Consider the following 21,828-nt stretch of genomic DNA (forward strand, 5'->3'; position numbering starts at 1 on the left):
GCCCTAGCGGCGTTGCTGGGGGCCGCGGATGGCGACGTACAGGAGGGAGACGCCGGCGGCGGCGATGATCGGGCCGACGACGGCCCAGAAGCTGCTGCCGGTCATGGAGCTGCCTTCGAGGTAGCCGAGCCCCTGGAACGTGAAGATCGCCCCGGACACGGCCAGCAGCAGTCCGATTGCGATCGCGACGATCTTCCCCATATGCCGACCCTAGCCGAGTAGCTCGTCGCACAACGCGACGAGCTGCAACCGCAGCGGCCGGGCCCGACCCGCGAAGTCCCGTTGGGCCGCGGCGTACTCCGCCTTGCCGGCCGGCGTCTCGATCGGGACGGGGAAGTAGCCGAGGGCGGACAGGTCGTACGGCGACGCGCGCATGTCGAGGGTGCGGATGTCGCGCGCCAGTTCGAAACAGTCCATGAGCAGTGAGCTGGGCGTGAACGGCATCAGCTTGCAGGCCCATTTGTAGAGGTCCATGTTCGCGTGCAGGCAGCCGCCCTGTTCCATCGACGGCTGGGACTCGCGGGTCGGCTGCAGCACGTTCAGCCCGCGAGCCGGTGCGGTGAAGAACCGGAAGGCGTCGAAGTGGGAGCACGCGACCTTGTGCGACTCGACCACCCGATCGGTGCCCTCGGCACCCAGTCGCAACGGCCACTTCTCGTGCCGTACGGCGTTCGTCCGGTAGACCATCGCCCATTCGTGCAGCCCGAAGCAGCCGAACTGCGGCTGACGGTCCGCGGTCGCGGCCAGCAACTGCCGGATCCACGCGATGCTCTCGGCACGCCGCCGTACCTCGGCCGGGTCGAGGAAGGCGGCGCCGTCGGCGTACGTGTAGCCGCGACGCCCGGCGTACTCCGTGGCCTCGAGCAGGCGCACCCCAGGTCCGGGATGCCAGACGCGGAGCTGGTTGGGGCGGGTGGGGTAGTAGGTGAAGAGGAAGTCCTCGACCGGGTGTGCCTCGCGGCGCTTCCGGCGATCGAGGTGATCCGCGACCAGCTTGTCGACGCGGGCACGATGGGCGTCGGCGTACGACGTCCACTCGGCGGGGCTCAGCGTGATCGTCACAGGTCCAGGGCGAAGGCGTAGAGGTCGATACCGGGGATCGGCGACCAGTCGCGGTCCGGCCGCCGGACGAAGCCCAGGCGTTCGTAGATCCGGTGGGCGGACCGCATGTACGTCGCACTGCTCATGACGAGCCGGTTCAGGCCGAGCTCGCGGGACCGCTCGATGCAACGGACGGTCAGCGCCGTCCCGACGCCCAGCCCGCGTGCGCGCCCGGACACTGCCAGCATCCGGAACTCGCCCTCGTCGTCCAGGCCGATCTCCCGGTAGATCGAGCCGGGCGGGCAGTAGGTGACGGTACCGAGCAGGCCGGTGGCATCCGCCGCGACCCACAGCTCCGCCTTGGCCGCCCGGTCCGCGGCAGCACGCAGCGTCATCGCGTAGTCGCCCTTCACGAAACCGTCGTGGGCGTACGCCTCCACGGTGAGCTCCCCGACAGCGTCGTACTCGCTCGCGCGGGCCAGCCGGATCTCAGTCGTCACCGGATAACTGTCTCAAACCGCCGCGACGGTAGGCTCGGGCCGTGCGTATCGCCAGATTCTCCGTGGACGACGAACCGAAGTACGGCGTCGTCGAGACCGACGACCCCGAGGGGCTCGTCGGCACTGTCTCCGTACTCGACTCGGACCCGCTCTACCGGCCGGTCCAGTTCACCGGGGAGAAGCTGCAATTGGCCGACGTCCGGCTGCTCGCACCGGTGATCCCGCGCAGCAAGGTGGTCTGCGTGGGCCGCAACTACGCCGCGCACGCCGAGGAGCTCGGCAACGAGGTGCCCGCCGAGCCGATGATCTTCCTGAAGCCGAACACCTCGGTGATCGGCCCGCGCGACGGCATCGTGTACCCGGAGCAGACCAACAACCTGCACTTCGAGGGCGAGCTGGCGATCGTGATCGGCCGGATCTGCCGCGACCTGCCCAAGGAGCGGGTCAACGAGGTGATCTTCGGCTACACGGTGGCCAACGACGTGACCGCACGCGACCTGCAGCAGAGCGACGGGCAGTGGGCCCGGGCCAAGGGGTACGACACGTTCTGCCCGCTCGGCCCGTGGATCAGCACCGAGCTCGACGTGTCCGACCTGCGGGTCACCACCGAACTGAACGGCGAGCCGAAGCAGGACGGGCGGACCTCGCAGTTCATCTTCGGCATCCCGGAGGTGCTGGCCTACATCACCTCCTTCACCACGCTGCTGCCCGGCGACGTGGTGCTCACCGGCACCCCGGCGGGTGTCGGCCCGATGCTGCCCGGCGACGAGGTGTCGGTCAGCATCGAAGGAATCGGAACTCTGACGAACAAGGTGATCGTGCGTGACTGACCGGCCTGCCGCTGCTTCCTTCGACGACGACGGCGGCGTTCTTGGCGGCCTCGAACCGACCCAGGTGCGTCTCCGGTTCGCGCCGAGCCCGACCGGCTACCTGCACGTCGGCAACATCCGGACCGCGCTGTTCGCCTGGGCGTTCGCGCGGCACTACGGTGGCAAGCTGGTGCTGCGGGTCGAGGACACCGACGTGGCCCGCAACACCCCGGACGGCTTGTCCTACACGCTGGCGTCGCTGCGCTGGCTGGGCATCGACTGGGACGAGGGTCCGGAGAAGGGCGGCGAATTCGGCCCCTACCTGCAGTCCGAGCGGATGGACATCTACGCCGACGTGGTCGCGAAGCTTCTCGCGGCCGGCAAGGCGTACCACTGCTACTGCTCGCAGGAGGAGCTCGACCAGCGCCGGGAGGCCGCGCGCACCGCGGGGCAGCACAGCGGGTACGACGGCCACTGCCGCAACCTCACCGAGGAGCAGGTCACGGCGTACGTCGAGGAGGGCCGCCGGCCGGTGGTCCGGCTGCGGATGCCCGACCGGCCGATCGTGTTCGAGGACCTGGTCCGCGGCGAGATCACCTTCCTGCCCGAGAACCTGGGCGACTACGTCCTGGTCCGGGCGAACGGTCACCCGCTCTACCCGCTGGTGAACCCGGTCGACGACGCGCTGATGGAGATCACCCACGTCCTGCGCGGCGAGGACCTGCTCCCGTCGACGCCGCGGCAGATCGCGCTCTACGAGGCGCTCGCCGAGATCGGCGTCGGCAACGGCCGGACGCCGCGGTTCGGCCACCTGCCGTTCGTGATGGGCGAGGGAAACAAGAAGCTGTCCAAGCGTGACCCGGGCTCGGGACTGGGCGAGTACATGGAACGCGGCTTCCTGCCCGAGGGCCTGCTGAACTACCTCGCCCTGCTCGGCTGGTCGATCGCCGAGGACCGCGACGTGTTCACGATGGCGGAGATGATCGAAGCGTTCGACATCCGCAAGGTGAACGCGAACGCGGCCCGGTTCGACCCGAAGAAGTGCGAAGCGATCAACGCCGCGCACATGCGGCTGCTGGCCCCGGAGGAGTTCGCCCAGCGGATGATCCCGTTCCTGGCCAAGGAGGGGGTGCTGCCGGCCGAGCCGTCCGACGACCAGCTCGCGGTACTGCGCGCCGCCGTACCGCTGGTGCAGGAGCGGATGAACACGCTGTCGGAGTCTGTCGACATGCTGGGATTCCTGTTCCTCGACGAGGACGCGTTCACCATCGACCCGGATGCGGCGGCGAAGGTCCTCACCGGCGACGCGGGCGCCGTACTGGAGGCGTCGGTGAAGGCGCTGGCCGATGTCGAGTGGACGACCGAGGCGATCGAGGCCGCGTTGCGGGCGTCGCTGATCGACGGGCTCGGGCTGAAGCCGAAGAACGCGTTCGGCCCGGTCCGGGTGGCGATCTCCGGGCGCCGGATCTCGCCGCCGTTGTTCGAGTCGCTGGAACTGCTCGGCCGGGACAGGTCGCTGCACCGCCTCGAGCAGGCCCGCGCCTCTCTACCGACGGACTAGACGCTGATGCCGTACGACGTGACGCCGGCGACGGACCGGGGCGACGCAGGACCACAGCCGTACCACCGGCTGCTGCGGAACCCGGTGAGCCCGACCGGTTACGTGATCCTCGGGGCCTTCACGATCTTCGCCGGATGGATCGTCGCCAGCCTGGTCATCCTGTCCGCCCAGCAGCTGATCCGGAAGGACCCCGAGGGGACCGTCTCCTGGTTCGGGTTGCTGGCGACGAACCTGTCGCTGATCGTGCTGATCCCGTTGGCCATGCTGGTCGCGCAGAAGCTGAACCGGCAGGCTCCGGGACTGTTGTCCTCGGTGGCCGGCCGGCTGCGGTGGCGGTCGCTGGGCTGGTTCGCGCTGGCCGCCGTACTGCTCGAGTTGCTGATGCTCGGTGTCATCAAGGTCGGCGGTGTCGAGCTGCTGGGTGACGGGAACGGCGGGATCGCGCCCGATGCGGCCGCAGTGATCGCGGTCACTCTGCTCACGTCGACGTTCCAGGCGGCGGGGGAGGAGTACTTCTTCCGCGGGTATCTGCTGCAGGCGGTCGGTGCGCTGGTGCGGAGCTCGGTGGTGGCGGTGCTCGTCACCACCGTGCTGTTCACGATGGCGCACGGGATCTGGCCGTGGGAGAGCCCGGCGTTGTTCCTCGACCGGTTCGCGTTCGGTGTGGTGGCCGGCTTCCTCGTCGTACGGACCGGTGGGCTGGAGGCGTCGATCGCGGTGCACGCGGCGAACAACGTGGTGACGTTCGTGTTCGCCGCGCTGACCGACAGCGTGGGCGCAAGCCTCGGCGCCGACGACGCGCCCTGGTCGCTGGTCGCGGTGGACGTGGCGAAGTTCGTCGCGTTCGGCCTGGTCGCGTTGTGGCTGGCGCGGCGGGCGAAGCTGTCGGCGGTGTGCGACCTGCCGCTGACGGCCGCTCCGCTGCCCGGGCTGCGGCTGAACTGATTCGGGGCTGGTGTGACGGGAGTGACAACCCGTCGGCGGGACCTCGTTTTGGAATCCTGGCCCTTGCTCGGGTAGGCTCAGCGGGCCAGGTTGTGAGGGCGGAGACGAACTCACAGCAGCAGTGAAATGCCTTTGGGGTATGGGGTAATTGGCAGCCCGACTGATTCTGGTTCAGTTAGTCTAGGTTCGAGTCCTAGTACCCCAGCGGATTGGACCCAGCCGATGGAAATCGGTAGAGTTCAACCTCGTTGCCCGGCCCGCAAGGACCGGACGACAACCCTCTGGCCCCGTTGTGTAGCGGCCTAGCACGCCGCCCTCTCAAGGCGGTAGCGCGGGTTCGAATCCCGTCGGGGCTACCAGAGAACGAGAGCCTCTCACCACTTGGTGAGAGGCTCTTCTCATGGCACTCGCCGTCTGTCTGTTGTTCGATCGGCGCTCGGAGCGGATCCTGCGCGGACTGTGGGACCGGCTGGAGGATCTCGGCGTACCGACGCTGAAGTCGCACACGCACGGGCGGCATGTGCCGCACCTGTCGCTGGCGGTGCTGCGAGAGTGGGACCAGGAGAAGGTGATCAAGGCCGTCCAGCCGCTGATGGCCGACGGGCCGGTCGGCTTGTACTTCGACGCGCTCGGCACGTTCCGGCGCGGCCGGGCCTGGCTGGTCCCGGCGGTCGGCGCCGAGGTCCTGCGACGTCAGGAACAGGTGGTCTCGGCGATCACGGCGACCGGTGCCGACCTGCACCGGCATTACCAACCAGGGCTCTGGGTCCCGCACTGCACCCTCGCACCACGGGTCCCACTGGTCGCGTTGCCGATTCTCGCGGCGGCGGTGTACGACGTACTGCCGCTCGAGACGACCGCCGACCATGCCGCCCTGATCGACAGCGGCACGGGTCAGGTCTGGCCGCTGTAGTTACTCGGAGGCGCGGCGGAGGGCTTCGGAGAGGCGTTCGGCGGCGGCCATGACGGCGGGTGCGTGCATGCGGCCGGGCTGCCGGGACAGGCGCTCGATCGGGCCGGAGACGGAGACGGCAGCGATCACCTTGCCACTGGGGGAGCGGACCGGTGCGGACACCGATGCCACGCCCTGTTCGCGTTCGCCGACCGAGTGGGCCCAGCCACGACGTCGTACGCCGGCCAGGGCGGCCGCGTTGAACGTGGCGTTGTGGAGGCCGCGGTGCATCCGCTCCGGGTCCTCCCACGCCAGCAGGATCTGGGCGGCGGAGCCGGCCGCCATGGTCAGCTGGCTGCCGACCGGCACCGTGTCGCGCAGACCGGACGGACGCTCGGCGGCCGCGACACAGACCCGGTACTCACCCTGCCGGCGGAACAGCTGCGCCGATTCACCCGTGATGTCACGCAGTCGCGCCAGCACCGGGCCCGCTGTCGCGAGCAGCCGGTCCTCACCCGCGGCGGAGGCCAACTCGCTGAGTCGCGGACCGAGCACGAACCGTCCCTGCATGTCCCGGCCGACCAGCCGGTGGTGCTCCAGGGCCACAGCCAGCCGGTGCGCGGTCGGGCGGGCCAGACCGGTGGCCGCGACCAGCCCGGCCAGCGTCGCCGGCCCGGACTCGAGCGCGGACAGAACGAGGGCTGCTTTGTCGAGAACGCCGACTCCGCTAGAGTTGTCCATGAGACGATATTGCCGTCTCGAATCGTGGAACGCAAGTCGCTTCTGAGACTCATTGCGGAGCACGCTGAAACGACGCAGTGAGGGCACTGTGAGCGATACGGCACCTCATCACACGGCCGACCGGGGCGGTGGGGTGGAAAAGTACTCGAGGAGGAGAAGTCTGATGGGTAGGACGTTGTCGGAAAAGGTCTGGGATGCGCACGTGGTGCGCCAGGCCGACGGAGAGCCCGACCTCCTCTACATCGACCTCCACCTGGTGCACGAGGTGACCAGTCCGCAGGCGTTCGACGGCCTCCGGCTGGCCGGCCGGCAGGTGCGGCGTCCGGACCTGACCATCGCCACCGAGGACCACAACGTCCCGACGTACGACGTGGACAAGCCGATCGCCGACCCGGTGTCGCGGACCCAGGTGGAGACGCTGCGCCGCAACGCCGAGGAGTTCGGCATCCGGATCCACACCCTGGGCGACCCGGACCAGGGCGTCGTGCACGTGATCGGCCCGCAGCTCGGCCTGACCCAGCCCGGCATGACCGTGGTCTGCGGTGACAGCCACACCTCCACCCACGGCGCGTTCGGCGCGATTGCCTTCGGCATCGGAACCAGCGAGGTCGAGCACGTGCTGGCCACCCAGACGCTGATGCAGGCCCGGCCGAAGACGATGGCCGTCACGGTCGACGGCGTACTGCCCGACGGTGTCTCGGCCAAGGATCTGGTGCTGGCGCTGATCGCGAAGGTCGGCACCGGCGGCGGCCAGGGCTACATCGTCGAGTACCGCGGCGAGGCGATCCGGGCGCTGAGCATGGAAGCCCGGATGACGATCTGCAACATGTCGATCGAGTGGGGCGCCAAGGCCGGCATGATCGCGCCGGACGAGACCACCTTCGCGTATCTGAAGGACAAGCCGCACGCGCCGCAGGGCGTGGACTGGGAAGCCGCGGTCGAGTACTGGAAGAGCCTGGCCACCGACGCCGACGCCACCTTCGACCGCGAGATCGTGCTGCGCGCCGAGGAGATCGCCCCGTTCGTCACCTGGGGCACCAACCCCGGCCAGGGTGTACCGCTGTCGGAGAAGGTCCCGTCGCCGGACGACTTCGAGACCGAGGTGGACAAGCGCGCGGCCGAGCGGGCGCTGGAGTACATGGGCCTGACCGCCGGGACGCCGATGCGCGACATCCGCATCGACACCGTGTTCCTGGGGTCCTGCACCAACGGCCGGATCGAGGACCTGCGTGCCGCCGCCGGAGTGCTGGCCGGCCGGAAGGTTGCCGAGGGCACCAGGATGCTGGTGGTCCCGGGCTCCGGCCGGGTCCGGCTGCAGGCCGAGGCCGAGGGCCTCGACACGATCTTCAAGGAGGCGGGCGCCGAATGGCGCGGCGCGGGCTGCTCGATGTGCCTGGGCATGAACCCCGACCAGTTGGCGCCGGGAGAGCGCAGCGCCTCCACGTCGAACCGGAACTTCGAGGGCCGGCAGGGCAAGGGCGGCCGGACGCACCTGGTCTCGCCGCTGGTCGCCGCCGCGACCGCCGTGACCGGAACCCTCGCGGCCCCGGCGGACCTGCCGCCCCTGGATGTCGCGGTACCCGAGAACGTCTGAGACCAGAGGAACCGAACCATGGATGCCTTCACCCAGCACATCGGTACGGCGGCCCCGCTGCGCCGCAGCAACGTCGACACCGACCAGATCATCCCAGCCGTCTACCTGAAGCGGGTCACCCGGACCGGATTCGAGGACGGGCTGTTCGCGGCCTGGCGCAACGACCCGTCGTTCGTGCTGAACCAGCCTGAGTACGAAGGGGTCTCGGTGCTCGTCGCCGGGCCGGACTTCGGCACCGGGTCGTCCCGGGAGCACGCGGTCTGGGCGCTGCTCGACTACGGGTTCCGGGTCGTGGTGTCGTCGCGGTTCGGCGACATCTTCCGGGGCAACTCGGGCAAGGCCGGTCTGCTCGCCGCCCTGGTGGAGCAAGACGTCGTCGAGCAGTTGTGGACCACGATCGAGACCGACCCCGGCACCAAGGTCACGGTCGACCTGGAGAACAAGACCATCTCGGCCGGTGACCTGGTCGCGCCGTTCGACATCGACGACTACACCCGCTACCGGCTGCTGAACGGTCTCGACGACGTCGGCATCACCTTGTCGCACGAGGCGGACATCGCCGCCTACGAGGCGACCCGGCCGAGCTTCAAACCGGCCACCCTGCCGGCCAAGGCCTGACTTCTTCTCTCCTCTCCGGTGGTACGGCGGCCGCCGCCGTGCCACCGGATTTCTGTGTGGAAACCTCGGCGTAACGCCAGGCACACCGGGGGCGATAACTTCGGTGTTACCCTTGCGTGGTTGTCAGCACAAGGCTTGCGAGATCCGGGAGGTGAGGCGCTCATGAACAGCGATCCCTCCAGACATACCGATCTCGCTCGACCTTCGAGAGGCTGATTTCTCCTTCTCTTGATGCGGCCGCGGGCCGCGGGGGTCGGGCAGACGTGTGCCCATACACACCCGCACCACGCATCTGGAGGACTCATGTCCGACCTGCGCACCCGCACGCTCCGTGCGTTCAGCCGCACCCCGATCCGTGCCGCCGCCCGCCGTGCCGTCACCCAGCCGGTCGAGCAGCCGGTCCGCGAATCCGCCACCCCGAAGCCCAACGGGCACAGCGTCGTCGACAGTGCGATCTACTGCGACGGCCGCCGGGTCGCGTCGCCGGAGTCGCTGGCCGAGACCTATCGCGTCCTGCACAACTCGCCGGGGAGCCTGGCCTGGATCGGCCTGTACCGGCCGGACCGGCGCGAACTCGCGTCCCTGGCCGAGGAGTTCGACCTGCACGAGTTGGCTGTCGAGGACGCCATCCAGGCCCATCAGCGGCCGAAGCTCGAGCGGTACGGCGACACGCTGTTCGTGGTCCTCAAGGCCGCCCGCTACCGGGACGCGACCGAGGAGGTCGAGTTCGGCGAGGTGCACGTGTTCGTCGGCCCGGACTTCGTAGTGACGGTCCGGCACGCCGAGGCCCCCAACCTGGCGGCGGTACGGCGCCGGGTCGAACGCGACCCCGAGTTGCTCGAGCGCGGCACCGAGGCGGTGCTCTACGCGATCATGGACAAGGTCGTCGACGGCTACGCCCCGGTGGTGGCCGGCCTGGAGAACGACATCGACGAGATCGAGACCGAGGTGTTCCGCGGCGACCCGAAGGTGTCGCGGCGCATCTACGAACTGTCCCGTGAGGTGATCGAGTTCCAGCGCGCGACCCGTCCGTTGGTCGGCATGCTCGAGGCGCTGCGCGGCGGGTTCGAGAAGTACGGCGTCGACGAGGAACTGCAGCGGTCGCTGCGCGACGTGGCCGACCACGTCACCGAGGTGGTGGAGAAGGTCGACGGGTTCCGCGAACTGCTGCGCGACATCCTGACCGTGAACGCGACGCTGGTGGCCCAGCAGCAGAACGAGGAGATGAAGAGCCTCACGATCGCCAGCAGCGAGCAGAACGAAGAGGTGAAGCGGATCTCGGCGTGGGCGGCGATCCTGTTCGCCCCGACCCTGATCGGCACCGTGTACGGGATGAACTTCGACCACATGCCCGAACTGCACTGGCAGTACGGCTATCCGTTCGCGATCGGCCTGATGGCCTTGGTGTGTGGAGGCCTGCACCAGATCTTCAAGCGGCGCGGCTGGCTCTGAATGGTTGGTGCCCGTCCCGGGCACTAGGGTGCAGACACCTGTCGATCTTGGAGGCGGACCATGTGGTTGTTCCTGCGCCGGCGGTTGATCCTGTGGGTGGTGCTGGCGATTGCCGTGCCGTTGCTGGACTACCTGCTGGGCAAAGTCAGTGACGAACTGCGGGCCAGGAAGGGCGAATCGGGTGTGACCCGAGGCCTCGACACGGCTCGATCGGGCCTGCGGTCACTGCGCGGCAAGCGTCGCTGAACCGGTCACGGATGGGGACCGGATCGTTGCTCTGAAGGGATTCCGGGGCGTGCGGAGACCCCGGAACGGGCGAATCGGGGTAAATTGTGGCCTGAATCGCCCAAAACAAGGCCGAATTGCCGCGTTGGTGTTTGTGAACGGCGGGTTCAGTCCATAACGTTCACGTGAGATCGAGCGCTGTGCTCGACGCCTAGTGTTCACGGAGGGAAGCAGTGAACAAGAGCCAGTTGGTCGAAGCGCTCGCAGTGCACTTCGACGGAAACCGCCGCCAGGCCCAGCACGCGTTGGAGTCGGTGATCGACACCGTCCAGCGCGAGCTGACCAAGAAGGGCGGCAAGGTCGCCATCACCGGCTTCGGTGCCTTCGAGGCCATCGAGCGTGGCGCGCGCATCGTGCGCAACCCGCGGACCGGTGAGACCAAGCGCGCCAAGAAGACCGTGGTCCCGAAGTTCCGCGCGGGTGCGGAACTGAAGGCCGTTGTCTCCGGTGCGAAGAAGCTGCCGAAGCTGGTCGTGCCGAAGCCGGCCGCGACCGCCAGCAAGGCGGCCGCCCCGGCGAAGAAGGCTGCTCCGGCCAAGGCCGCTGCGACCAAGACCGCCGCGGCGAAGAAGACGACCGCCAAGAAGGCCCCGGCCAAGAAGGCCCCGGCCAAGTCCGTTGCCAAGAAGGCACCGGCGAAGAAGGCGACTGTCGCCAAGAAGGCGCCGGCCAAGAAGACCGCCGCCAAGAAGGCCCCGGCGAAGCGCGCTGCTTCCCGCTGACCTTCAGCACTGCAGCACCGCACCATCAGCGAAGGCCGGTCACCCCACTCCAGGGGCGACCGGCCTTAGTGCATCTTGCCGCGCTGCCGCGCGGCGCGTCATGGGGCCTGCGGCAACCTTCAGAGCTCGGTGGCGAAGTGGACCTTGGTGATGGTCAGTCCTTCACCGGAACCGGTGGTTTCGAGCCGGACCCGCTGTCCGACGCGGAGATGCCGGACCGGGGTGTCGGCGACGGCGTGCACGGTGAAGGGCAGTTCGACACCCCGGTCGGTCAGTACCGCGCCGGAGAAGGTCTCGGTGTCGTAGCGGCTCACGGTTCCTTGCATGTCAGCAGGCTAGACCCTCGGTGCCGGTGGCGGCGCCGAGGACCAGCGACATCACGTCGGCGGTCGCCGGACCCACCCCGAGTTGTACGGCGTGGGCGAGATCGGCCGCGGTGTCGACGTCACGCCGTACCGACTCGATCCCGGCAAGCTGGATCGGGACCGCACCCGACACCTGATGGGCCAGCGCGGATCCCACGCCGAAGCGGGGATCCAGCGCGACTCCGGGTGCCGCTGCGAGCAATGTCGTACCGGTGCCGGGAAGGTCGACGACGAACGACCGCGGCGCCACACAGGCAGCCAGTACGGCGGTCAGTTCGGCCGGCCGCAGCGCGGGCAGATCCGCCGACAGCGCAACGACGCCGTGGGCCGGGAACTCCTCGGCGGCGATCCTGGCCCCGTGGAGCAAGGCCTCGTTGAGCCCGGTGGCCGGGAGGTCCGGCACCACCCGCGCACCGACCGCGGTGACGTCCGCGGCGACGACCGGATCGTCGGTGACGACCAGAACGGCGCGGACCAGGGGAGAGGCGAGGGCTGCCGCAGTAGTGTCGACAGCGAAGGCGCGGGCGAGCTCCGGTCGGTGCTGAGGGTAGGCCGCAGCGAGCCGGCTCTTCGCGATCGCCGTACGCTTCACCGGGATCGCCAGGGTCCAGGGAGCGACCTGTAGGTCTGCCATCAGGCAGGATTCTCCCATGACGGATGGCAGTGACGAGCACCAGGAGGCGGCAGTGGACGGCCAGCACGACGACGCCCGGGACGGCCGGCACCCGCGGCCGCGCCGGGGCTTCTGGTTCGGCCTGGTGGTCGCGATCGTCAAGCCGTTCATGCTGGTCTTCACCAAGCCGGAGTTCAGCGGGTTCGAGAACATGCCGCGGACCGGTGGGGTGGTGTTCGCGCCGAACCACATCTCCCACTTCGACCCGCTGGTGCTCGGGTTCTACATCTGGGAGTGCCGGCGGATCCCGCGGTTCCTGGGCAAGGCGTCGGTCTTCAAGATCCCGGTGCTCGGCCGGATCATCTCCAGCGCCGGGCAGATCCCGGTGTACCGGGAGTCGGCGCAGGCCGCGGACGCGTTCCGCGACGCGGTGGCGGCGGTCGAACGCGGTGAGTGTGTGGGCGTCTACCCGGAGGGCACGATCACCCGTGACCCGGATCTGTGGCCGATGTCCGGCAAGACCGGTGCGGCCCGGATCGCGTTGATGACCGGGTGCCCGGTGGTGCCGATCGCCAACTGGGGTGCGCAGGAGGTCTTCGAGTCGTACAGCGGCAGGCTGCGGATCCGGCTGCTGCCGCGCAAGCGGATCCAGGTCCGGGCCGGCAAGCCGGTGGACCTGAGCGAGTTCCAGGGCAGGCCGATCACCAACCAGCTGTTGCACGAGGCAACCGAGGCGATCATGCGGGCGATCGCGGAGACGCTCGGCGAGCTGCGCGGCGAGACCCCGCCCAAGGAACTCTTCGACCTGCGCAAGGCCCGGGCAGCAGACGACGAGGAGACGGCATGACCAAAGTCGCGGTGTTCGGTGCTGGATCGTGGGGGACGGCGTTCGCCACGGTGCTGGCGAATGCGGGCAACCAGGTGTCCGTCTGGGGCCGGCGGGAGTCGCTGTGCGAGGCGATCAACACCCGGCACGAGAACCCTGACTACCTTCCTGGTCTGCGCCTCCCGGACGCGATCACCGCGACCCACGATCCGGCCGCCGCCGCGGCCGGTGCGGAAGCCGTCGTGCTGGCGGTGCCGAGCCAGTCGCTGCGCGAGAACCTGAAGGACTGGGCCGGCGTGCTGCCCAACGCCGTACCCCTGGTCAGCCTGATGAAGGGTGTCGAGGTCGGTACGACGAAACGGATGAGCGAGGTGATCGCGGAGCTCACCGGCGCCGGCCCGGAGCGGATCGCGGTCGTCTCGGGTCCGAACCTGGCCCGCGAGATCGCCGAGGGACAGCCGGCCGCGTCGGTGGTCGCGTGCGCCGACGAGGGGACCGCAGCCCGGTTGCAGAAGCTGTGCCACTCGCCGACGTTCCGTCCGTACACGAACAACGACGTGATCGGCTGCGAGCTCGGCGGCGCGACCAAGAACGTGATCGCGCTGGCGGTCGGGATGGCGATCGGTCTCGGCTTCGGCGACAACGCCCGGGCGTCGGTGATCACCCGCGGCCTGGTGGAGACCGCCCGCCTCGGTACGGCGCTCGGCGCGCAGGAGCACACCTTCTCCGGCCTGGCCGGTCTCGGGGATCTGGTCGCGACGTGTTCGTCGCCGTTGTCGCGGAACCGCACGTTCGGCGAGAAACTCGGCCGGGGCATGACGGTCGCGGAGATCGCGGGCGGGACGCGGCAGGTGGCCGAGGGCGTGAAGTCCTGCGCCTCGATCACGGAGTTGGCCCATCACCACGACGTCGAGATGCCGATCGCCGAGCATGTCACCAAGGTCGTGGCCGGTGAGATGACGCCGAAGGACATGCTGTTCAGCCTGATCTCCCGCTCCGCGAAGTCGGAACGGTGGGGATAATCCCGGAGGCCTTCGCCCGGTCCACGATCGAACGCGAGGGTGAGGCGGGCGCCGCCTGGCTCACCGAACTCCCCGGCATCGTCGAGGATCTGCTGTCGCGGTGGAGGTGCGCCGTCGACGGTGAGGTCATGCACGGCGGGGTCGGCATCATCGTGCCGGTGCAGTCCGCTGCCGGGCCCGCGGTGCTGAAGGTCTCGTTTCCCCACCCGGGAAACGTGCACGAGCCGGATGCGTTCGCCGCGTGGGGCGGACGGGGAGCCGTGCTCCTGTACGAGCGTGACGACGAGCGGTTCGCGATGCTGCTCGAGCGAGCCCGGCCGATGACGCTGGCCGAGGGCGAGGACATCCCGAAGGTGGCTGGACGGCTCAGCCGCCGGCTGGCGATCGCCGCACCGGCGGGCTTGCCGCGGCTGCAGGACCGGGCCTACGAATGGGAAGAGCAGTTGCGCAGAGACGCCCAGGAGCTGACCCATCCGCTGCCGGGTGTGGTGGTGGACGCCGCTGTGGCTGTGATCGATGAGCTCGGCCGGGATCAGCCGGACCTTCTGGTGCACGGCGACTTTCATCCCCGCAACATCCTGCGCGGAGACCGGGAACCTTGGCTGGCTGTCGATCCCAAGGGGTATGTCGGAGACCCGGCGTACGACGGTGCCACCTTGCTCAAGCCTCGCGCGTTGGCGCTGATCGAGTCCGACGACCTGATGAAGGCGCTGCAGCGCGAGCTGGACGTGTTCGCCGAGGCCGCGGAACTCGATCGGGAACGTGTTCGGCGGTGGGCGCACCTGCAGATCGTGCAGGCCGCGTTCCACGCGCGGCGGCACGGCTTCCGGCGCGCTCGGAGCGGACCGTTGCTGGACCGGGTGATCGGCGTCGTGGATCAGCTGGCCGTCAGTTGGTGCTGAAGGACGAGCGTCGCGGCCCCACGCAGTGCGGCGTCCTGACCGGACCGACTGGTCACCACGCGTAGGTCGGTGGTGGCCAACGGCAACGATCTGGCATAGATCGCTTCCCGGATCCCGGCCAGCAGGCTGTCCCCGGCCTGGGAGAGCGAGCCGCCGACGACGATCACCGACGGGTTGAGCAGGCTGACGCAGGCGGCGAGGACAGTGCCGATCTCCCGACCTGCTTGACGGACCTCTGTGGTGGCGGCGACATCGCCCGCCCGCACCAGGTCCACGACACCTTGGCTTCCGGCGACTCCGAGCCGGGCTGCGATCGCCGCGGCCGACGCGACCGCCTCCAGGCATCCCGTGTTTCCACACCGGCAGATCTCACTGTGCCCCGGTGCCTGAATGTGCCCGATGTCCCCGGCGGCACCCTGGGCTCCACGATGCAGCCGCCCGCCGCTGATCACACCGGCACCGATCCCGGTCGCCACCTTCACGAACAGCAGGTGCTCGACGTCGGCGTACTCGGATGCGTGCTCGCCGAGCGCCATGATGTTGACGTCGTTGTCGACCAGCACCGGTCCGGGCAGTTCACGGCCCAGCCGTCCGGCCACGTCGTACGAATCCCAGCCCGGCATGATCGGCGGATGGTTCGGCCGGCCGGTGCTGTGCTCGACCGGTCCCGGCAATCCGACGCCCGTGCCGGCCAGATCCTTCAGCGATCGCCGCGCCGACCTGAGCAGCCCGCGCCCCGCCCGTACCACTGCACTCAGAACGGTCTCCGGGCCTTCCGCGATGTTCAGCCGGGTGGTCGACCGATCGAGGATCTCGCCGGTCAGGTCGGTGAGTGCGACCGACAGGTGCGTCGCACCGACGTCCGCGGCGAGGATGAGCCGCGCGGTCGGGTTGAACCGGAACCGCGCCGGCGGCCGCCCGCCGGTCGACGCCGCCTCACCCGACGGTACGACGAGACCCGCCGCGACGAGTTCCTCGAGCCGGCCGGCCACGGTCGACCGGGCCAGGCCGCTCAGGTCGATGAGTTCGGCCCGGGTCCGCGGGCGGCCGTCGAGGAGCAGGCGCAGGACCGCGCCGCTTCCCGCCGTACCCAGATCACTCATGCGCAGGACTTCCGTCGGAGGGCCGCTGGACTTTTGCTTGACAGGGTTCAAAAGTGTCACATAGCGTCCTTCAGCGTGTCCACCAGTGCGCGCAAGCTCCGGGTCGGGATCGTCGGCGGCGGCTTCATGGGCCGCGTCCACGGCAGGTCCGCGCTGGTCGCGGGCGCGCACGTGGTCGGTGCGATCGGTTCGTCACCGTCGAGGGCCGAGGCGGCGGCCGAGGCGACCGGCGCCGAGCGCGGGTTCGCGGACCTCGACGAACTGCTGGCCGCCGACATCGACGTGGTCCACGTCTGTACGCCGAACAACACCCACCTCCCGGTCGCTCTGAAGGCGCTGGAAGCCGGCAAGCACGTCATCTGCGAGAAGCCGCTCGCGACCTCGGTCCAGGACGCCGTCGGCCTGCACGCGGCCGCGCTCGAGGCGCAGCGGGTCGGGACGGTGCCGTTCGTCTACCGCTACCACCCGATGGTGCGCGAGCTCCGGACCCGGATCGCCGAGGGCGAAGCCGGCGTGATCACCAGCCTGCACGGGTCGTACCTGCAGGACTGGCTGGCCGGTGCGGACGACCAGAACTGGCGCGTCGACGACGAGACTGGCGGTCCGTCGCGGACGTTCGCCGACACCGGGTCGCACTGGTGCGACCTGACCGAGTTCGTCACCGCGGACCGGATCGCCGCGATCAGCGCACAGCTTCGGACGGTTCGTGCGCAGCGCGGCGGGACCGAGGTCCGGACCGAGGACCTCGCCACCGCGCAGTTCCGGACCGAGGCAGGGGTCGTCGGCACGATCGTGGTCAGCCAGGTCGCGGCCGGCCGGAAGAACCGGTTGTACCTCGAGGTCTCCGGGACCGAGTCCAGCTTCGGTTTCGACCAGGAGGACCCGGACCGGTTGTGGGTCGGCCGCCGTACCGCTTCACAGCTCCTGACCAGGGATCCCGAGACGCTGAGCCCGCCCGCGGCCCGGGTGAACCGGCTGCCGGCCGGGCACGCGCAGGGGTACCAGGACGCGTTCGACAGCTTCGTCGCCGACAGCTATGCCGCCGTACTGGGAGACCGCCCGGACGGCCTGCCCGATTTCGCCGCCGGTGCGCGGTCCGCCCGCGTGGTCGACGCCGTACTGCGTTCGGCCGCCGCCGACAGCGCCTGGATCACCGTCGACAACTCTTAGGAGCCAGTGAGATGCCACGTCCGATCACGTTGTTCACGGGTCAGTGGGCCGACCTGCCGTTCGAGGAGGTCTGCCGACTGGCGTCGTCCTGGGGGTACGACGGTGTCGAGATCGCCTGCTCCGGTGACCACTTCGACGTCCAGCAGGCGGTCGAGGACGACTCCTACGTGCAGAGCCGGCACGACATCCTGGACAAGTACAACCTGAAGGTCTTCGCGATCTCCAACCACCTGGTCGGCCAGGCGGTCTGCGACGACCCGATCGACTTCCGGCACCAGGCGATCGTGCCGTCGCGGGTGTGGGGCGACGGGGACCCCGAAGGTGTGCGGCAGCGGGCCGCCGAGGACCTGAAGAACACCGCGCGGGCCGCCGCCAAGCTCGGGGTGAACACGGTGATCGGCTTCACCGGCTCGTCGATCTGGCAGTACGTCGCGATGTTCCCGCCGGTCCCGGCCGAGCGGATCGCCGCCGGCTACCAGGACTTCGCCGACCGGTGGAACCCGATCCTGGACGTGTTCGACGAGGTCGGCGTGCGGTTCGCGCACGAGGTGCACCCGTCGGAGATCGCCTACGACTACTGGACCACCCAGCTCACGCTGGAGGCGATCGGGCACCGCGAGGCGTTCGGCCTCAACTGGGACCCGAGCCACATGGTCTGGCAGGACATCGACCCGGTCGCGTTCCTGTGGGACTTCAAGGACCGGATCTACCACGTCGACTGCAAGGACACCCGGATGCGGGTCGGCGGCGGCCGCAACGGCCGGCTCGGCTCGCACCTGCCCTGGGGTGACCCGCGCCGCGGCTGGGACTTCTACTCGACCGGCCACGGCGACGTGAAGTGGGAGGACTGCTTCCGGGTCCTCAACGCGATCGGGTACGACGGCCCGATCTCGGTCGAGTGGGAGGACGCCGGGATGGAGCGCAAGGTCGGCGCCGCGGAGGCCGTCAACGTCATCCGCGCCCTGGCCTTCGACCAGCCGGAAGCCTCCTTCGACGCCGCCTTCGCCACCGACAAGTAGGCCGTCAGCTCATCCCCACCTGCTGGCGGTCAGGCTCGATCAGCGCGATGACGCGTTCCTGCTCGCGCGGGTAGGGCCGGCCGATGTACTTCGTCGCGATCCGGTCGACGATCTCCCAGGCCGCGTCGCCCTCCAGCCACTCGACGACGCGGCCGCGGACGATCACCGGCTCGAACGGGTTGTCCACCGGAGTCAGGGAGAGCGCGACCCGCGGGTCCCGCCGCAGGTTGCGTGCCTTCTGCGAGCCGGGTCCGGTGAGGAAGGCGATGTGGTCGCCCACCGTCGTGACCCACAGCGGCACGGAGTGCGGTGAGCCGTCGGGAAGCACGGTGGCGAGGTGTCCGATCGCGGTGCTCTCGACCACACGTCGTACGTCGGGGTTCAGCATGGCGATCAGCTCCTAGCGAGGGTTGGTGGCGAGCCAGCCGACGTAGTCGGCGACGGCGGTGGTGGGGTCGTACCGCGGTGTGAAGCCGGTGTCGGCGTGAAGCCGGCTGATGTCGAGGTACGGCTCGATCGGGCCGCCGCCGGGTGTTAGGTCGACACGGGCGTCCGGTACGGCGGCCTCGAGCGCGGCAGCGAACTCGTGGTTGGCGATCGGGCGACCGCTCGACACGTTGTAGGTGTCGTGATTCAGCGTCGGGGCGGTCATGAGGAGCGCGATCGCCCGGCCGGCGTCGGGTGCGTAACAGCGGTCGCCGCCGTCGTCGGCGTACACCTGCGGTCGTTCGCCGCCGCGGACGACGGAGTTGATCAACGCCGGCAGCGGGTAGAAAGGTGACGCGGGATCGCCGAGCGGGCCCCACACGCTTCCGATCCTCAGCACCACCGGATGGACGCCGCTGCCGGCCAGAGCCTGCTTGGTCAGCGGCTCGGCCGCCTTCTTGAAGGCCAGGATCGGGTTGTCGAGCGTCAGCGGCGGCAGCGCGAGCTCTTCGTGGAAGCCGGCTTCCGGCCGGCCGAGGTACAGGCCGATGCTGCTGGCGACCGCGAAGCGGCGGACCTTCCAGGCCCGGGCGGCGTCGAGGGCGTTGAGCAGGCCGGTCGTGTTGATCCGGAGAAACTCGACGGGGTCGGCGACCGACACGCCGGTGGGGGACGGCGCGAACGGCGGACGCGGAGCCGCGAGATGCACGATGCCGGTGATGTCGTGACGAGTGCCGAGGTCGAGCAACGCGTCCCGATCGGTTACGTCGAGCTGTTCGACCGTGACCCGGCCCTCGAGGAAGGACGGAACGTCACCGCTGTGGTGTCGGGTGACGACCACCTGTTCACCCAGGTCGAGCAAAGCCTTCGCGGTGTGGGCCCCGATCATCCCGAGGCCGCCGGTCACGAGGATCATCGCTGCACCTCGTAGTGGAGGTGGGTGACACCTGGGGCGGCGACGACATCGACGATGCGCAGCCGGATGTGCTGGGGCAACTCCTGGAAGAACGGCCGGCCCGCGCCGAGCAGGATCGGCACCTGATGGAGGACCACCTCGTCGACCAGCCCTGCCTTCAGTGCCTCGGTGACGACCCCGCCGCCCATCAGTGCGACGTCCTTGTCGCCTGCTGCCTCCTTGGCGGCCGCCACCGCGTCCTCGATTCCGGTGGTGATGAATGTCTGGCGATCGCTGGTCTCCGGCGCCGGCCGGTGGCTGAGGACGAAGAGCGGCGCTGTCGGGTGCGGACTCCCACCGCCGAAGCCTTCGGAGTCGTCGTAGGTCTTGCGTCCGGCGAGGGAGGCGCCGACCCTGCCGGCGAGGGAGTCGAAGAGCCGGGCGCTGGGCTCGCTGAGCTTGAAGCCTTCGAACTCCTTGCTGGATACGTCGCCGTCGAAGTACCAGTCGAAGAGCCTCGAGCCGTCGCCGAGCCCACGCCCGGGACCGGGGTCGCGACCGGTGATGTAGCCGTCGACCGATACCGACAGTGCGGTGAGGACCTTGCTCATGGTCGATTCCTTCCGGGTTCCTTGAAGAGACTCCATGACCGTAACAGTCGGAGTTCCGTAAGGGAACCCCAAATGCTAGGCTGATGTCATGCAACGGACGAACTTCGGCGAGATGGTCTGCTCGATCGCGCGCACCCTGGACGTGGTCGGGGAGCCCTGGTCGCCGCTCATCCTGCGCGACGTGTGGGTCGGGATGACCCGGTTCGACCAGCTCCAGGCCGACCTCAAGATCTCGCGCAAGGTGCTGACCGAACGACTCAACCACCTCGTCGACCACGGCGTGCTCGAGCGCCGTCCGTACGACAACCGGCCGCGGTACGAGTACCACCTGACCGACAAGGGCGCCGAGCTCGTCGACCTGCTGATGGTGATGACCGCCTGGGGCGACAAGCACCTTGCGGGTGAGGCCGGTCCACCCGTGCTCTACCGCCACCACGCGTGCGGTCAGATCGCCAGTGTCGACCTCCACTGCAGCCACTGCGACAAGCCCATGCACTCCGGCGATGTGGACCCCGTGGCCGGTCCCGGCGCGGCTGTCAGCTGACCCGTGAGCGGCTGCGGGTGCGCAGTACCGGCGCGAAGATCGCCAGGCCGGTCGCGAGCAGGGTCACCACCAGGAACGAGATCGTCAGACTGCTCGCCTGTGCGATGCCGCCGATGATCGACGGAGCCACCAGCCCGGAGGCGTAGGTGATCGTCGCGACCCCGGCGATCGCGTGGCTCGCGTTGGCGCCGGTGCGTCCGGCCGCGGCGAACGCGAGCGGTACCACGACCGCGATCCCGATCCCGAGCAGGCCGAACCCGATGATCGCGACCACCGGATTCGGCGCGACCACGACCAGCACGCCGCCGATCGTGGCGATCACGCCGCTCCACCGGACCGTCCGTACGGCGCCGAACCGGTCGATCACCGCGTCACCGGTGATCCGCGCGACCGCCATCGTCAGCGTGAAGCCGGTGGTCGCGGCGGCCGCCACACCCGCCGAACTGTCGAGGATGTCGCGCAGGTAGACCGCCGACCAGTCCAGGCTCGCGCCCTCCGCGAACACCGCGCAGAACCCGACCGCGCCGATCAGCAACGCCGACCGCGGCGGCAGGGCGAACCGTGCCGGCGGCTCCTCGTCCTCCGACGGATGCAGGTTCAGCACGAACTGACACACCACGAGACCGATCACGGTCAGTACGGCGGCGGCCAGCGCATGGTGGATCTGGGCACTCAGTTCGGTGTGCGCGGCAACGGTTCCGACCGCGGATCCGATCAGCGCGCCGACGCTCCACAGGCCGTGCAGGCCGGACATGATCGACTTCTCCATCCGGTGCTCGACCTCGACACCGAGTGCGTTCATCGCGACATCGGCCATCCCCGCCGTACCGCCGTACACGAGCAGCGCCGCGCACAGGGTGAGCAGACCGGGGGACAGCGACGGGAGCACGAGCGACAGGGTCCACAGCGCGAGCAGGCCGCGCAGGGCGGTCCTGGTGCCGAAGGTGTGGGTGACGCGGGCCGCGAGCGGCATCATCAGCGCCGCGCCGAGTGCCGGGAACGCGAGCGCCAGCCCGAGTTCCCCCGCGGACACCCCGGAGTGGTCCTGGATCCAGGGCACGCGCGTCGCGAACGAGCCTGTCACTGCACCGTGGACGCAGAAGACCGCGGCCACGGCATACCGGGAACGGCGAACCAGGTCAGCCACAGGCAAACACTCTCTTTGTTCGATC

26 protein-coding genes and 2 tRNA genes are annotated in these 21,828 nt (G+C 69.3%); 17 read left to right on the plus strand and 11 right to left on the minus strand.

The features are described 5' to 3' along the window. Positions 1 to 3: 3 nt before the first annotated feature. From ACYVOK_RS25130 to ACYVOK_RS25140, 3 genes are read right to left on the minus strand one after another with little or no spacing between them, the layout of a single operon-like run. On the minus strand, positions 4 to 201 hold the full coding sequence (locus tag ACYVOK_RS25130) for a hypothetical protein (protein WP_460664994.1): 198 nt from the start codon (positions 199 to 201) through the stop codon (positions 4 to 6). Positions 202 to 210: 9 nt separating this feature from the next. Beyond that, complete coding sequence (locus ACYVOK_RS25135; RefSeq protein ID WP_460664995.1) at positions 211 to 1,062, minus strand: 3-methyladenine DNA glycosylase; 852 nt, start codon at positions 1,060 to 1,062, stop codon at positions 211 to 213. Continuing rightward, positions 1,059 to 1,541, minus strand: a complete 483-nt coding sequence (locus ACYVOK_RS25140; protein WP_460664996.1) for a GNAT family N-acetyltransferase — start codon at positions 1,539 to 1,541, stop codon at positions 1,059 to 1,061. The genes ACYVOK_RS25135 and ACYVOK_RS25140 overlap by 4 nt, the downstream gene beginning before the upstream one ends. A 41-nt stretch (positions 1,542 to 1,582) precedes the next feature. Here ACYVOK_RS25140 and ACYVOK_RS25145 point away from each other — a divergent pair, with 41 nt between their 5' ends. From ACYVOK_RS25145 to ACYVOK_RS25170, 6 genes are all read left to right on the plus strand, one after another. Next, positions 1,583 to 2,371 carry a fumarylacetoacetate hydrolase family protein gene (locus ACYVOK_RS25145; protein ID WP_460664997.1) on the plus strand — a complete coding sequence of 263 codons (789 nt, stop codon included), beginning with the start codon at positions 1,583 to 1,585 and terminating at the stop codon, positions 2,369 to 2,371. After that, the gene (gene gltX / locus ACYVOK_RS25150) at positions 2,364 to 3,911 is read left to right on the plus strand and encodes a glutamate--tRNA ligase (protein WP_460664998.1); all 1,548 of its coding nucleotides are present in this window, start codon (positions 2,364 to 2,366) and stop codon (positions 3,909 to 3,911) included. Before ACYVOK_RS25145 ends, gltX begins: the two co-directional genes overlap by 8 nt. 6 nt (positions 3,912 to 3,917) lie before the next feature. Then, positions 3,918 to 4,856: a lysostaphin resistance A-like protein gene (locus ACYVOK_RS25155; RefSeq protein WP_460664999.1), complete on the plus strand. Its 939-nt coding sequence runs from the start codon at positions 3,918 to 3,920 to the stop codon at positions 4,854 to 4,856. Positions 4,857 to 4,989: 133 nt separating this feature from the next. After that, positions 4,990 to 5,061, plus strand: a tRNA-Gln gene (locus tag ACYVOK_RS25160). Positions 5,062 to 5,139: 78 nt separating this feature from the next. Next, positions 5,140 to 5,215 (plus strand) — tRNA-Glu (locus ACYVOK_RS25165). Positions 5,216 to 5,256: 41 nt separating this feature from the next. Then, complete coding sequence (locus ACYVOK_RS25170) at positions 5,257 to 5,769, plus strand: 2'-5' RNA ligase family protein (RefSeq protein ID WP_460665000.1); 513 nt, start codon at positions 5,257 to 5,259, stop codon at positions 5,767 to 5,769. On the opposite strand, the gene ACYVOK_RS25175 is transcribed toward ACYVOK_RS25170, so the two are convergent. Continuing rightward, positions 5,770 to 6,489 (minus strand): IclR family transcriptional regulator, encoded by a 720-nt coding sequence (locus ACYVOK_RS25175; RefSeq protein ID WP_012922430.1) that lies wholly within the window; start codon positions 6,487 to 6,489, stop codon positions 5,770 to 5,772. 163 nt (positions 6,490 to 6,652) lie between these two features. Here ACYVOK_RS25175 and leuC point away from each other — a divergent pair, with 163 nt between their 5' ends. From leuC to ACYVOK_RS25200, 5 genes are all read left to right on the plus strand, one after another. After that, positions 6,653 to 8,083: a 3-isopropylmalate dehydratase large subunit gene (gene leuC / locus ACYVOK_RS25180; protein WP_460665001.1), complete on the plus strand. Its 1,431-nt coding sequence runs from the start codon at positions 6,653 to 6,655 to the stop codon at positions 8,081 to 8,083. Between the two features lie 18 nt (positions 8,084 to 8,101). Beyond that, positions 8,102 to 8,701, plus strand: coding sequence for a 3-isopropylmalate dehydratase small subunit (gene leuD, locus ACYVOK_RS25185; protein ID WP_460665002.1), 600 nt, complete (start codon positions 8,102 to 8,104; stop codon positions 8,699 to 8,701). Between the two features lie 303 nt (positions 8,702 to 9,004). Then, positions 9,005 to 10,153, plus strand: coding sequence for a magnesium/cobalt transporter CorA (corA, locus tag ACYVOK_RS25190; protein WP_460665003.1), 1,149 nt, complete (start codon positions 9,005 to 9,007; stop codon positions 10,151 to 10,153). Positions 10,154 to 10,213: 60 nt separating this feature from the next. Further along, on the plus strand, positions 10,214 to 10,399 hold the full coding sequence (locus ACYVOK_RS25195; protein WP_460665004.1) for a hypothetical protein: 186 nt from the start codon (positions 10,214 to 10,216) through the stop codon (positions 10,397 to 10,399). A 212-nt stretch (positions 10,400 to 10,611) separates the two neighbouring features. After that, positions 10,612 to 11,160: an HU family DNA-binding protein gene (locus tag ACYVOK_RS25200; protein ID WP_460665005.1), complete on the plus strand. Its 549-nt coding sequence runs from the start codon at positions 10,612 to 10,614 to the stop codon at positions 11,158 to 11,160. 119 nt (positions 11,161 to 11,279) lie between these two features. On the opposite strand, the gene ACYVOK_RS25205 is transcribed toward ACYVOK_RS25200, so the two are convergent. Then, positions 11,280 to 11,486 (minus strand): hypothetical protein, encoded by a 207-nt coding sequence (locus tag ACYVOK_RS25205; protein ID WP_460665006.1) that lies wholly within the window; start codon positions 11,484 to 11,486, stop codon positions 11,280 to 11,282. A 1-nt stretch (position 11,487) separates the two neighbouring features. Next, on the minus strand, positions 11,488 to 12,159 hold the full coding sequence (cofC, locus tag ACYVOK_RS25210; protein WP_460665007.1) for a 2-phospho-L-lactate guanylyltransferase: 672 nt from the start codon (positions 12,157 to 12,159) through the stop codon (positions 11,488 to 11,490). A gap of 16 nt (positions 12,160 to 12,175) precedes the next feature. On the opposite strand from cofC, the gene ACYVOK_RS25215 reads away from it, so the two are divergent. Genes ACYVOK_RS25215 through ACYVOK_RS25225 form a run of 3 tightly spaced genes read left to right on the plus strand, consistent with a single transcriptional unit; the run spans position 12,176 to position 14,888 of the window. Beyond that, complete coding sequence (locus ACYVOK_RS25215; protein WP_460665008.1) at positions 12,176 to 12,985, plus strand: lysophospholipid acyltransferase family protein; 810 nt, start codon at positions 12,176 to 12,178, stop codon at positions 12,983 to 12,985. Then, positions 12,982 to 13,986 carry an NAD(P)H-dependent glycerol-3-phosphate dehydrogenase gene (locus tag ACYVOK_RS25220; RefSeq protein WP_460665009.1) on the plus strand — a complete coding sequence of 335 codons (1,005 nt, stop codon included), beginning with the start codon at positions 12,982 to 12,984 and terminating at the stop codon, positions 13,984 to 13,986. The genes ACYVOK_RS25215 and ACYVOK_RS25220 overlap by 4 nt, the downstream gene beginning before the upstream one ends. Continuing rightward, positions 13,977 to 14,888, plus strand: a complete 912-nt coding sequence (locus ACYVOK_RS25225) for an aminoglycoside phosphotransferase family protein (RefSeq protein ID WP_460665010.1) — start codon at positions 13,977 to 13,979, stop codon at positions 14,886 to 14,888. Before ACYVOK_RS25220 ends, ACYVOK_RS25225 begins: the two co-directional genes overlap by 10 nt. Here the strand turns inward: ACYVOK_RS25225 and ACYVOK_RS25230 are convergent. Further along, positions 14,864 to 15,991: an ROK family transcriptional regulator gene (locus ACYVOK_RS25230; protein ID WP_460665011.1), complete on the minus strand. Its 1,128-nt coding sequence runs from the start codon at positions 15,989 to 15,991 to the stop codon at positions 14,864 to 14,866. The genes ACYVOK_RS25225 and ACYVOK_RS25230 overlap by 25 nt on opposite strands. 75 nt (positions 15,992 to 16,066) lie before the next feature. On the opposite strand from ACYVOK_RS25230, the gene ACYVOK_RS25235 reads away from it, so the two are divergent. Both ACYVOK_RS25235 and ACYVOK_RS25240 read left to right on the plus strand, forming a co-directional pair. Then, on the plus strand, positions 16,067 to 17,161 hold the full coding sequence (locus ACYVOK_RS25235; protein ID WP_460665012.1) for a Gfo/Idh/MocA family protein: 1,095 nt from the start codon (positions 16,067 to 16,069) through the stop codon (positions 17,159 to 17,161). An 11-nt stretch (positions 17,162 to 17,172) separates the two neighbouring features. After that, the gene (locus tag ACYVOK_RS25240; protein WP_460665013.1) at positions 17,173 to 18,180 is read left to right on the plus strand and encodes a sugar phosphate isomerase/epimerase family protein; all 1,008 of its coding nucleotides are present in this window, start codon (positions 17,173 to 17,175) and stop codon (positions 18,178 to 18,180) included. Positions 18,181 to 18,184: 4 nt separating this feature from the next. Here ACYVOK_RS25240 and ACYVOK_RS25245 read toward each other — a convergent pair whose 3' ends face one another. Genes ACYVOK_RS25245 through ACYVOK_RS25255 form a run of 3 tightly spaced genes read right to left on the minus strand, consistent with a single transcriptional unit; the run spans position 18,185 to position 20,112 of the window. Then, positions 18,185 to 18,568, minus strand: coding sequence for a PPOX class F420-dependent oxidoreductase (locus ACYVOK_RS25245; protein ID WP_460665014.1), 384 nt, complete (start codon positions 18,566 to 18,568; stop codon positions 18,185 to 18,187). Positions 18,569 to 18,580: 12 nt separating this feature from the next. After that, the gene (locus tag ACYVOK_RS25250) at positions 18,581 to 19,522 is read right to left on the minus strand and encodes an NAD-dependent epimerase/dehydratase family protein (RefSeq protein ID WP_460665015.1); all 942 of its coding nucleotides are present in this window, start codon (positions 19,520 to 19,522) and stop codon (positions 18,581 to 18,583) included. After that, the gene (locus tag ACYVOK_RS25255) at positions 19,519 to 20,112 is read right to left on the minus strand and encodes a dihydrofolate reductase family protein (protein ID WP_460665016.1); all 594 of its coding nucleotides are present in this window, start codon (positions 20,110 to 20,112) and stop codon (positions 19,519 to 19,521) included. Before ACYVOK_RS25255 ends, ACYVOK_RS25250 begins: the two co-directional genes overlap by 4 nt. 88 nt (positions 20,113 to 20,200) lie before the next feature. On the opposite strand from ACYVOK_RS25255, the gene ACYVOK_RS25260 reads away from it, so the two are divergent. Beyond that, positions 20,201 to 20,656: a winged helix-turn-helix transcriptional regulator gene (locus tag ACYVOK_RS25260; RefSeq protein ID WP_460665017.1), complete on the plus strand. Its 456-nt coding sequence runs from the start codon at positions 20,201 to 20,203 to the stop codon at positions 20,654 to 20,656. On the opposite strand, the gene ACYVOK_RS25265 is transcribed toward ACYVOK_RS25260, so the two are convergent. Beyond that, the gene (locus ACYVOK_RS25265) at positions 20,649 to 21,803 is read right to left on the minus strand and encodes an MFS transporter (protein ID WP_460665018.1); all 1,155 of its coding nucleotides are present in this window, start codon (positions 21,801 to 21,803) and stop codon (positions 20,649 to 20,651) included. The two genes, ACYVOK_RS25260 and ACYVOK_RS25265, sit on opposite strands and share 8 nt — an antisense overlap. Positions 21,804 to 21,828: the final 25 nt, after the last annotated feature.

The sequence above is a fragment of the Kribbella swartbergensis genome (assembly GCF_054784135.1).

What these genes read in the sequence shown, in the direction of transcription:
- ACYVOK_RS25130 (WP_460664994.1), bottom strand. Translation starts at nt 201, where the DNA reads ATGGGGAAGATCGTCGCGATCGCAATCGGACTGCTGCTGGCCGTGTCC.
- ACYVOK_RS25155 (WP_460664999.1), top strand. Translation starts at nt 3,918, where the DNA reads ATGCCGTACGACGTGACGCCGGCGACGGACCGGGGCGACGCAGGACCA.
- ACYVOK_RS25170 (WP_460665000.1), top strand. Translation starts at nt 5,257, where the DNA reads ATGGCACTCGCCGTCTGTCTGTTGTTCGATCGGCGCTCGGAGCGGATC.
- ACYVOK_RS25175 (WP_012922430.1), bottom strand. Translation starts at nt 6,489, where the DNA reads ATGGACAACTCTAGCGGAGTCGGCGTTCTCGACAAAGCAGCCCTCGTT.
- leuC (WP_460665001.1), top strand. Translation starts at nt 6,653, where the DNA reads ATGGGTAGGACGTTGTCGGAAAAGGTCTGGGATGCGCACGTGGTGCGC.
- leuD (WP_460665002.1), top strand. Translation starts at nt 8,102, where the DNA reads ATGGATGCCTTCACCCAGCACATCGGTACGGCGGCCCCGCTGCGCCGC.
- corA (WP_460665003.1), top strand. Translation starts at nt 9,005, where the DNA reads ATGTCCGACCTGCGCACCCGCACGCTCCGTGCGTTCAGCCGCACCCCG.
- ACYVOK_RS25195 (WP_460665004.1), top strand. Translation starts at nt 10,214, where the DNA reads ATGTGGTTGTTCCTGCGCCGGCGGTTGATCCTGTGGGTGGTGCTGGCG.
- ACYVOK_RS25205 (WP_460665006.1), bottom strand. Translation starts at nt 11,486, where the DNA reads ATGCAAGGAACCGTGAGCCGCTACGACACCGAGACCTTCTCCGGCGCG.
- cofC (WP_460665007.1), bottom strand. Translation starts at nt 12,159, where the DNA reads ATGGCAGACCTACAGGTCGCTCCCTGGACCCTGGCGATCCCGGTGAAG.
- ACYVOK_RS25215 (WP_460665008.1), top strand. Translation starts at nt 12,176, where the DNA reads ATGACGGATGGCAGTGACGAGCACCAGGAGGCGGCAGTGGACGGCCAG.
- ACYVOK_RS25220 (WP_460665009.1), top strand. Translation starts at nt 12,982, where the DNA reads ATGACCAAAGTCGCGGTGTTCGGTGCTGGATCGTGGGGGACGGCGTTC.
- ACYVOK_RS25230 (WP_460665011.1), bottom strand. Translation starts at nt 15,991, where the DNA reads ATGAGTGATCTGGGTACGGCGGGAAGCGGCGCGGTCCTGCGCCTGCTC.
- ACYVOK_RS25240 (WP_460665013.1), top strand. Translation starts at nt 17,173, where the DNA reads ATGCCACGTCCGATCACGTTGTTCACGGGTCAGTGGGCCGACCTGCCG.
- ACYVOK_RS25245 (WP_460665014.1), bottom strand. Translation starts at nt 18,568, where the DNA reads ATGCTGAACCCCGACGTACGACGTGTGGTCGAGAGCACCGCGATCGGA.
- ACYVOK_RS25250 (WP_460665015.1), bottom strand. Translation starts at nt 19,522, where the DNA reads ATGATCCTCGTGACCGGCGGCCTCGGGATGATCGGGGCCCACACCGCG.
- ACYVOK_RS25255 (WP_460665016.1), bottom strand. Translation starts at nt 20,112, where the DNA reads ATGAGCAAGGTCCTCACCGCACTGTCGGTATCGGTCGACGGCTACATC.
- ACYVOK_RS25260 (WP_460665017.1), top strand. Translation starts at nt 20,201, where the DNA reads ATGCAACGGACGAACTTCGGCGAGATGGTCTGCTCGATCGCGCGCACC.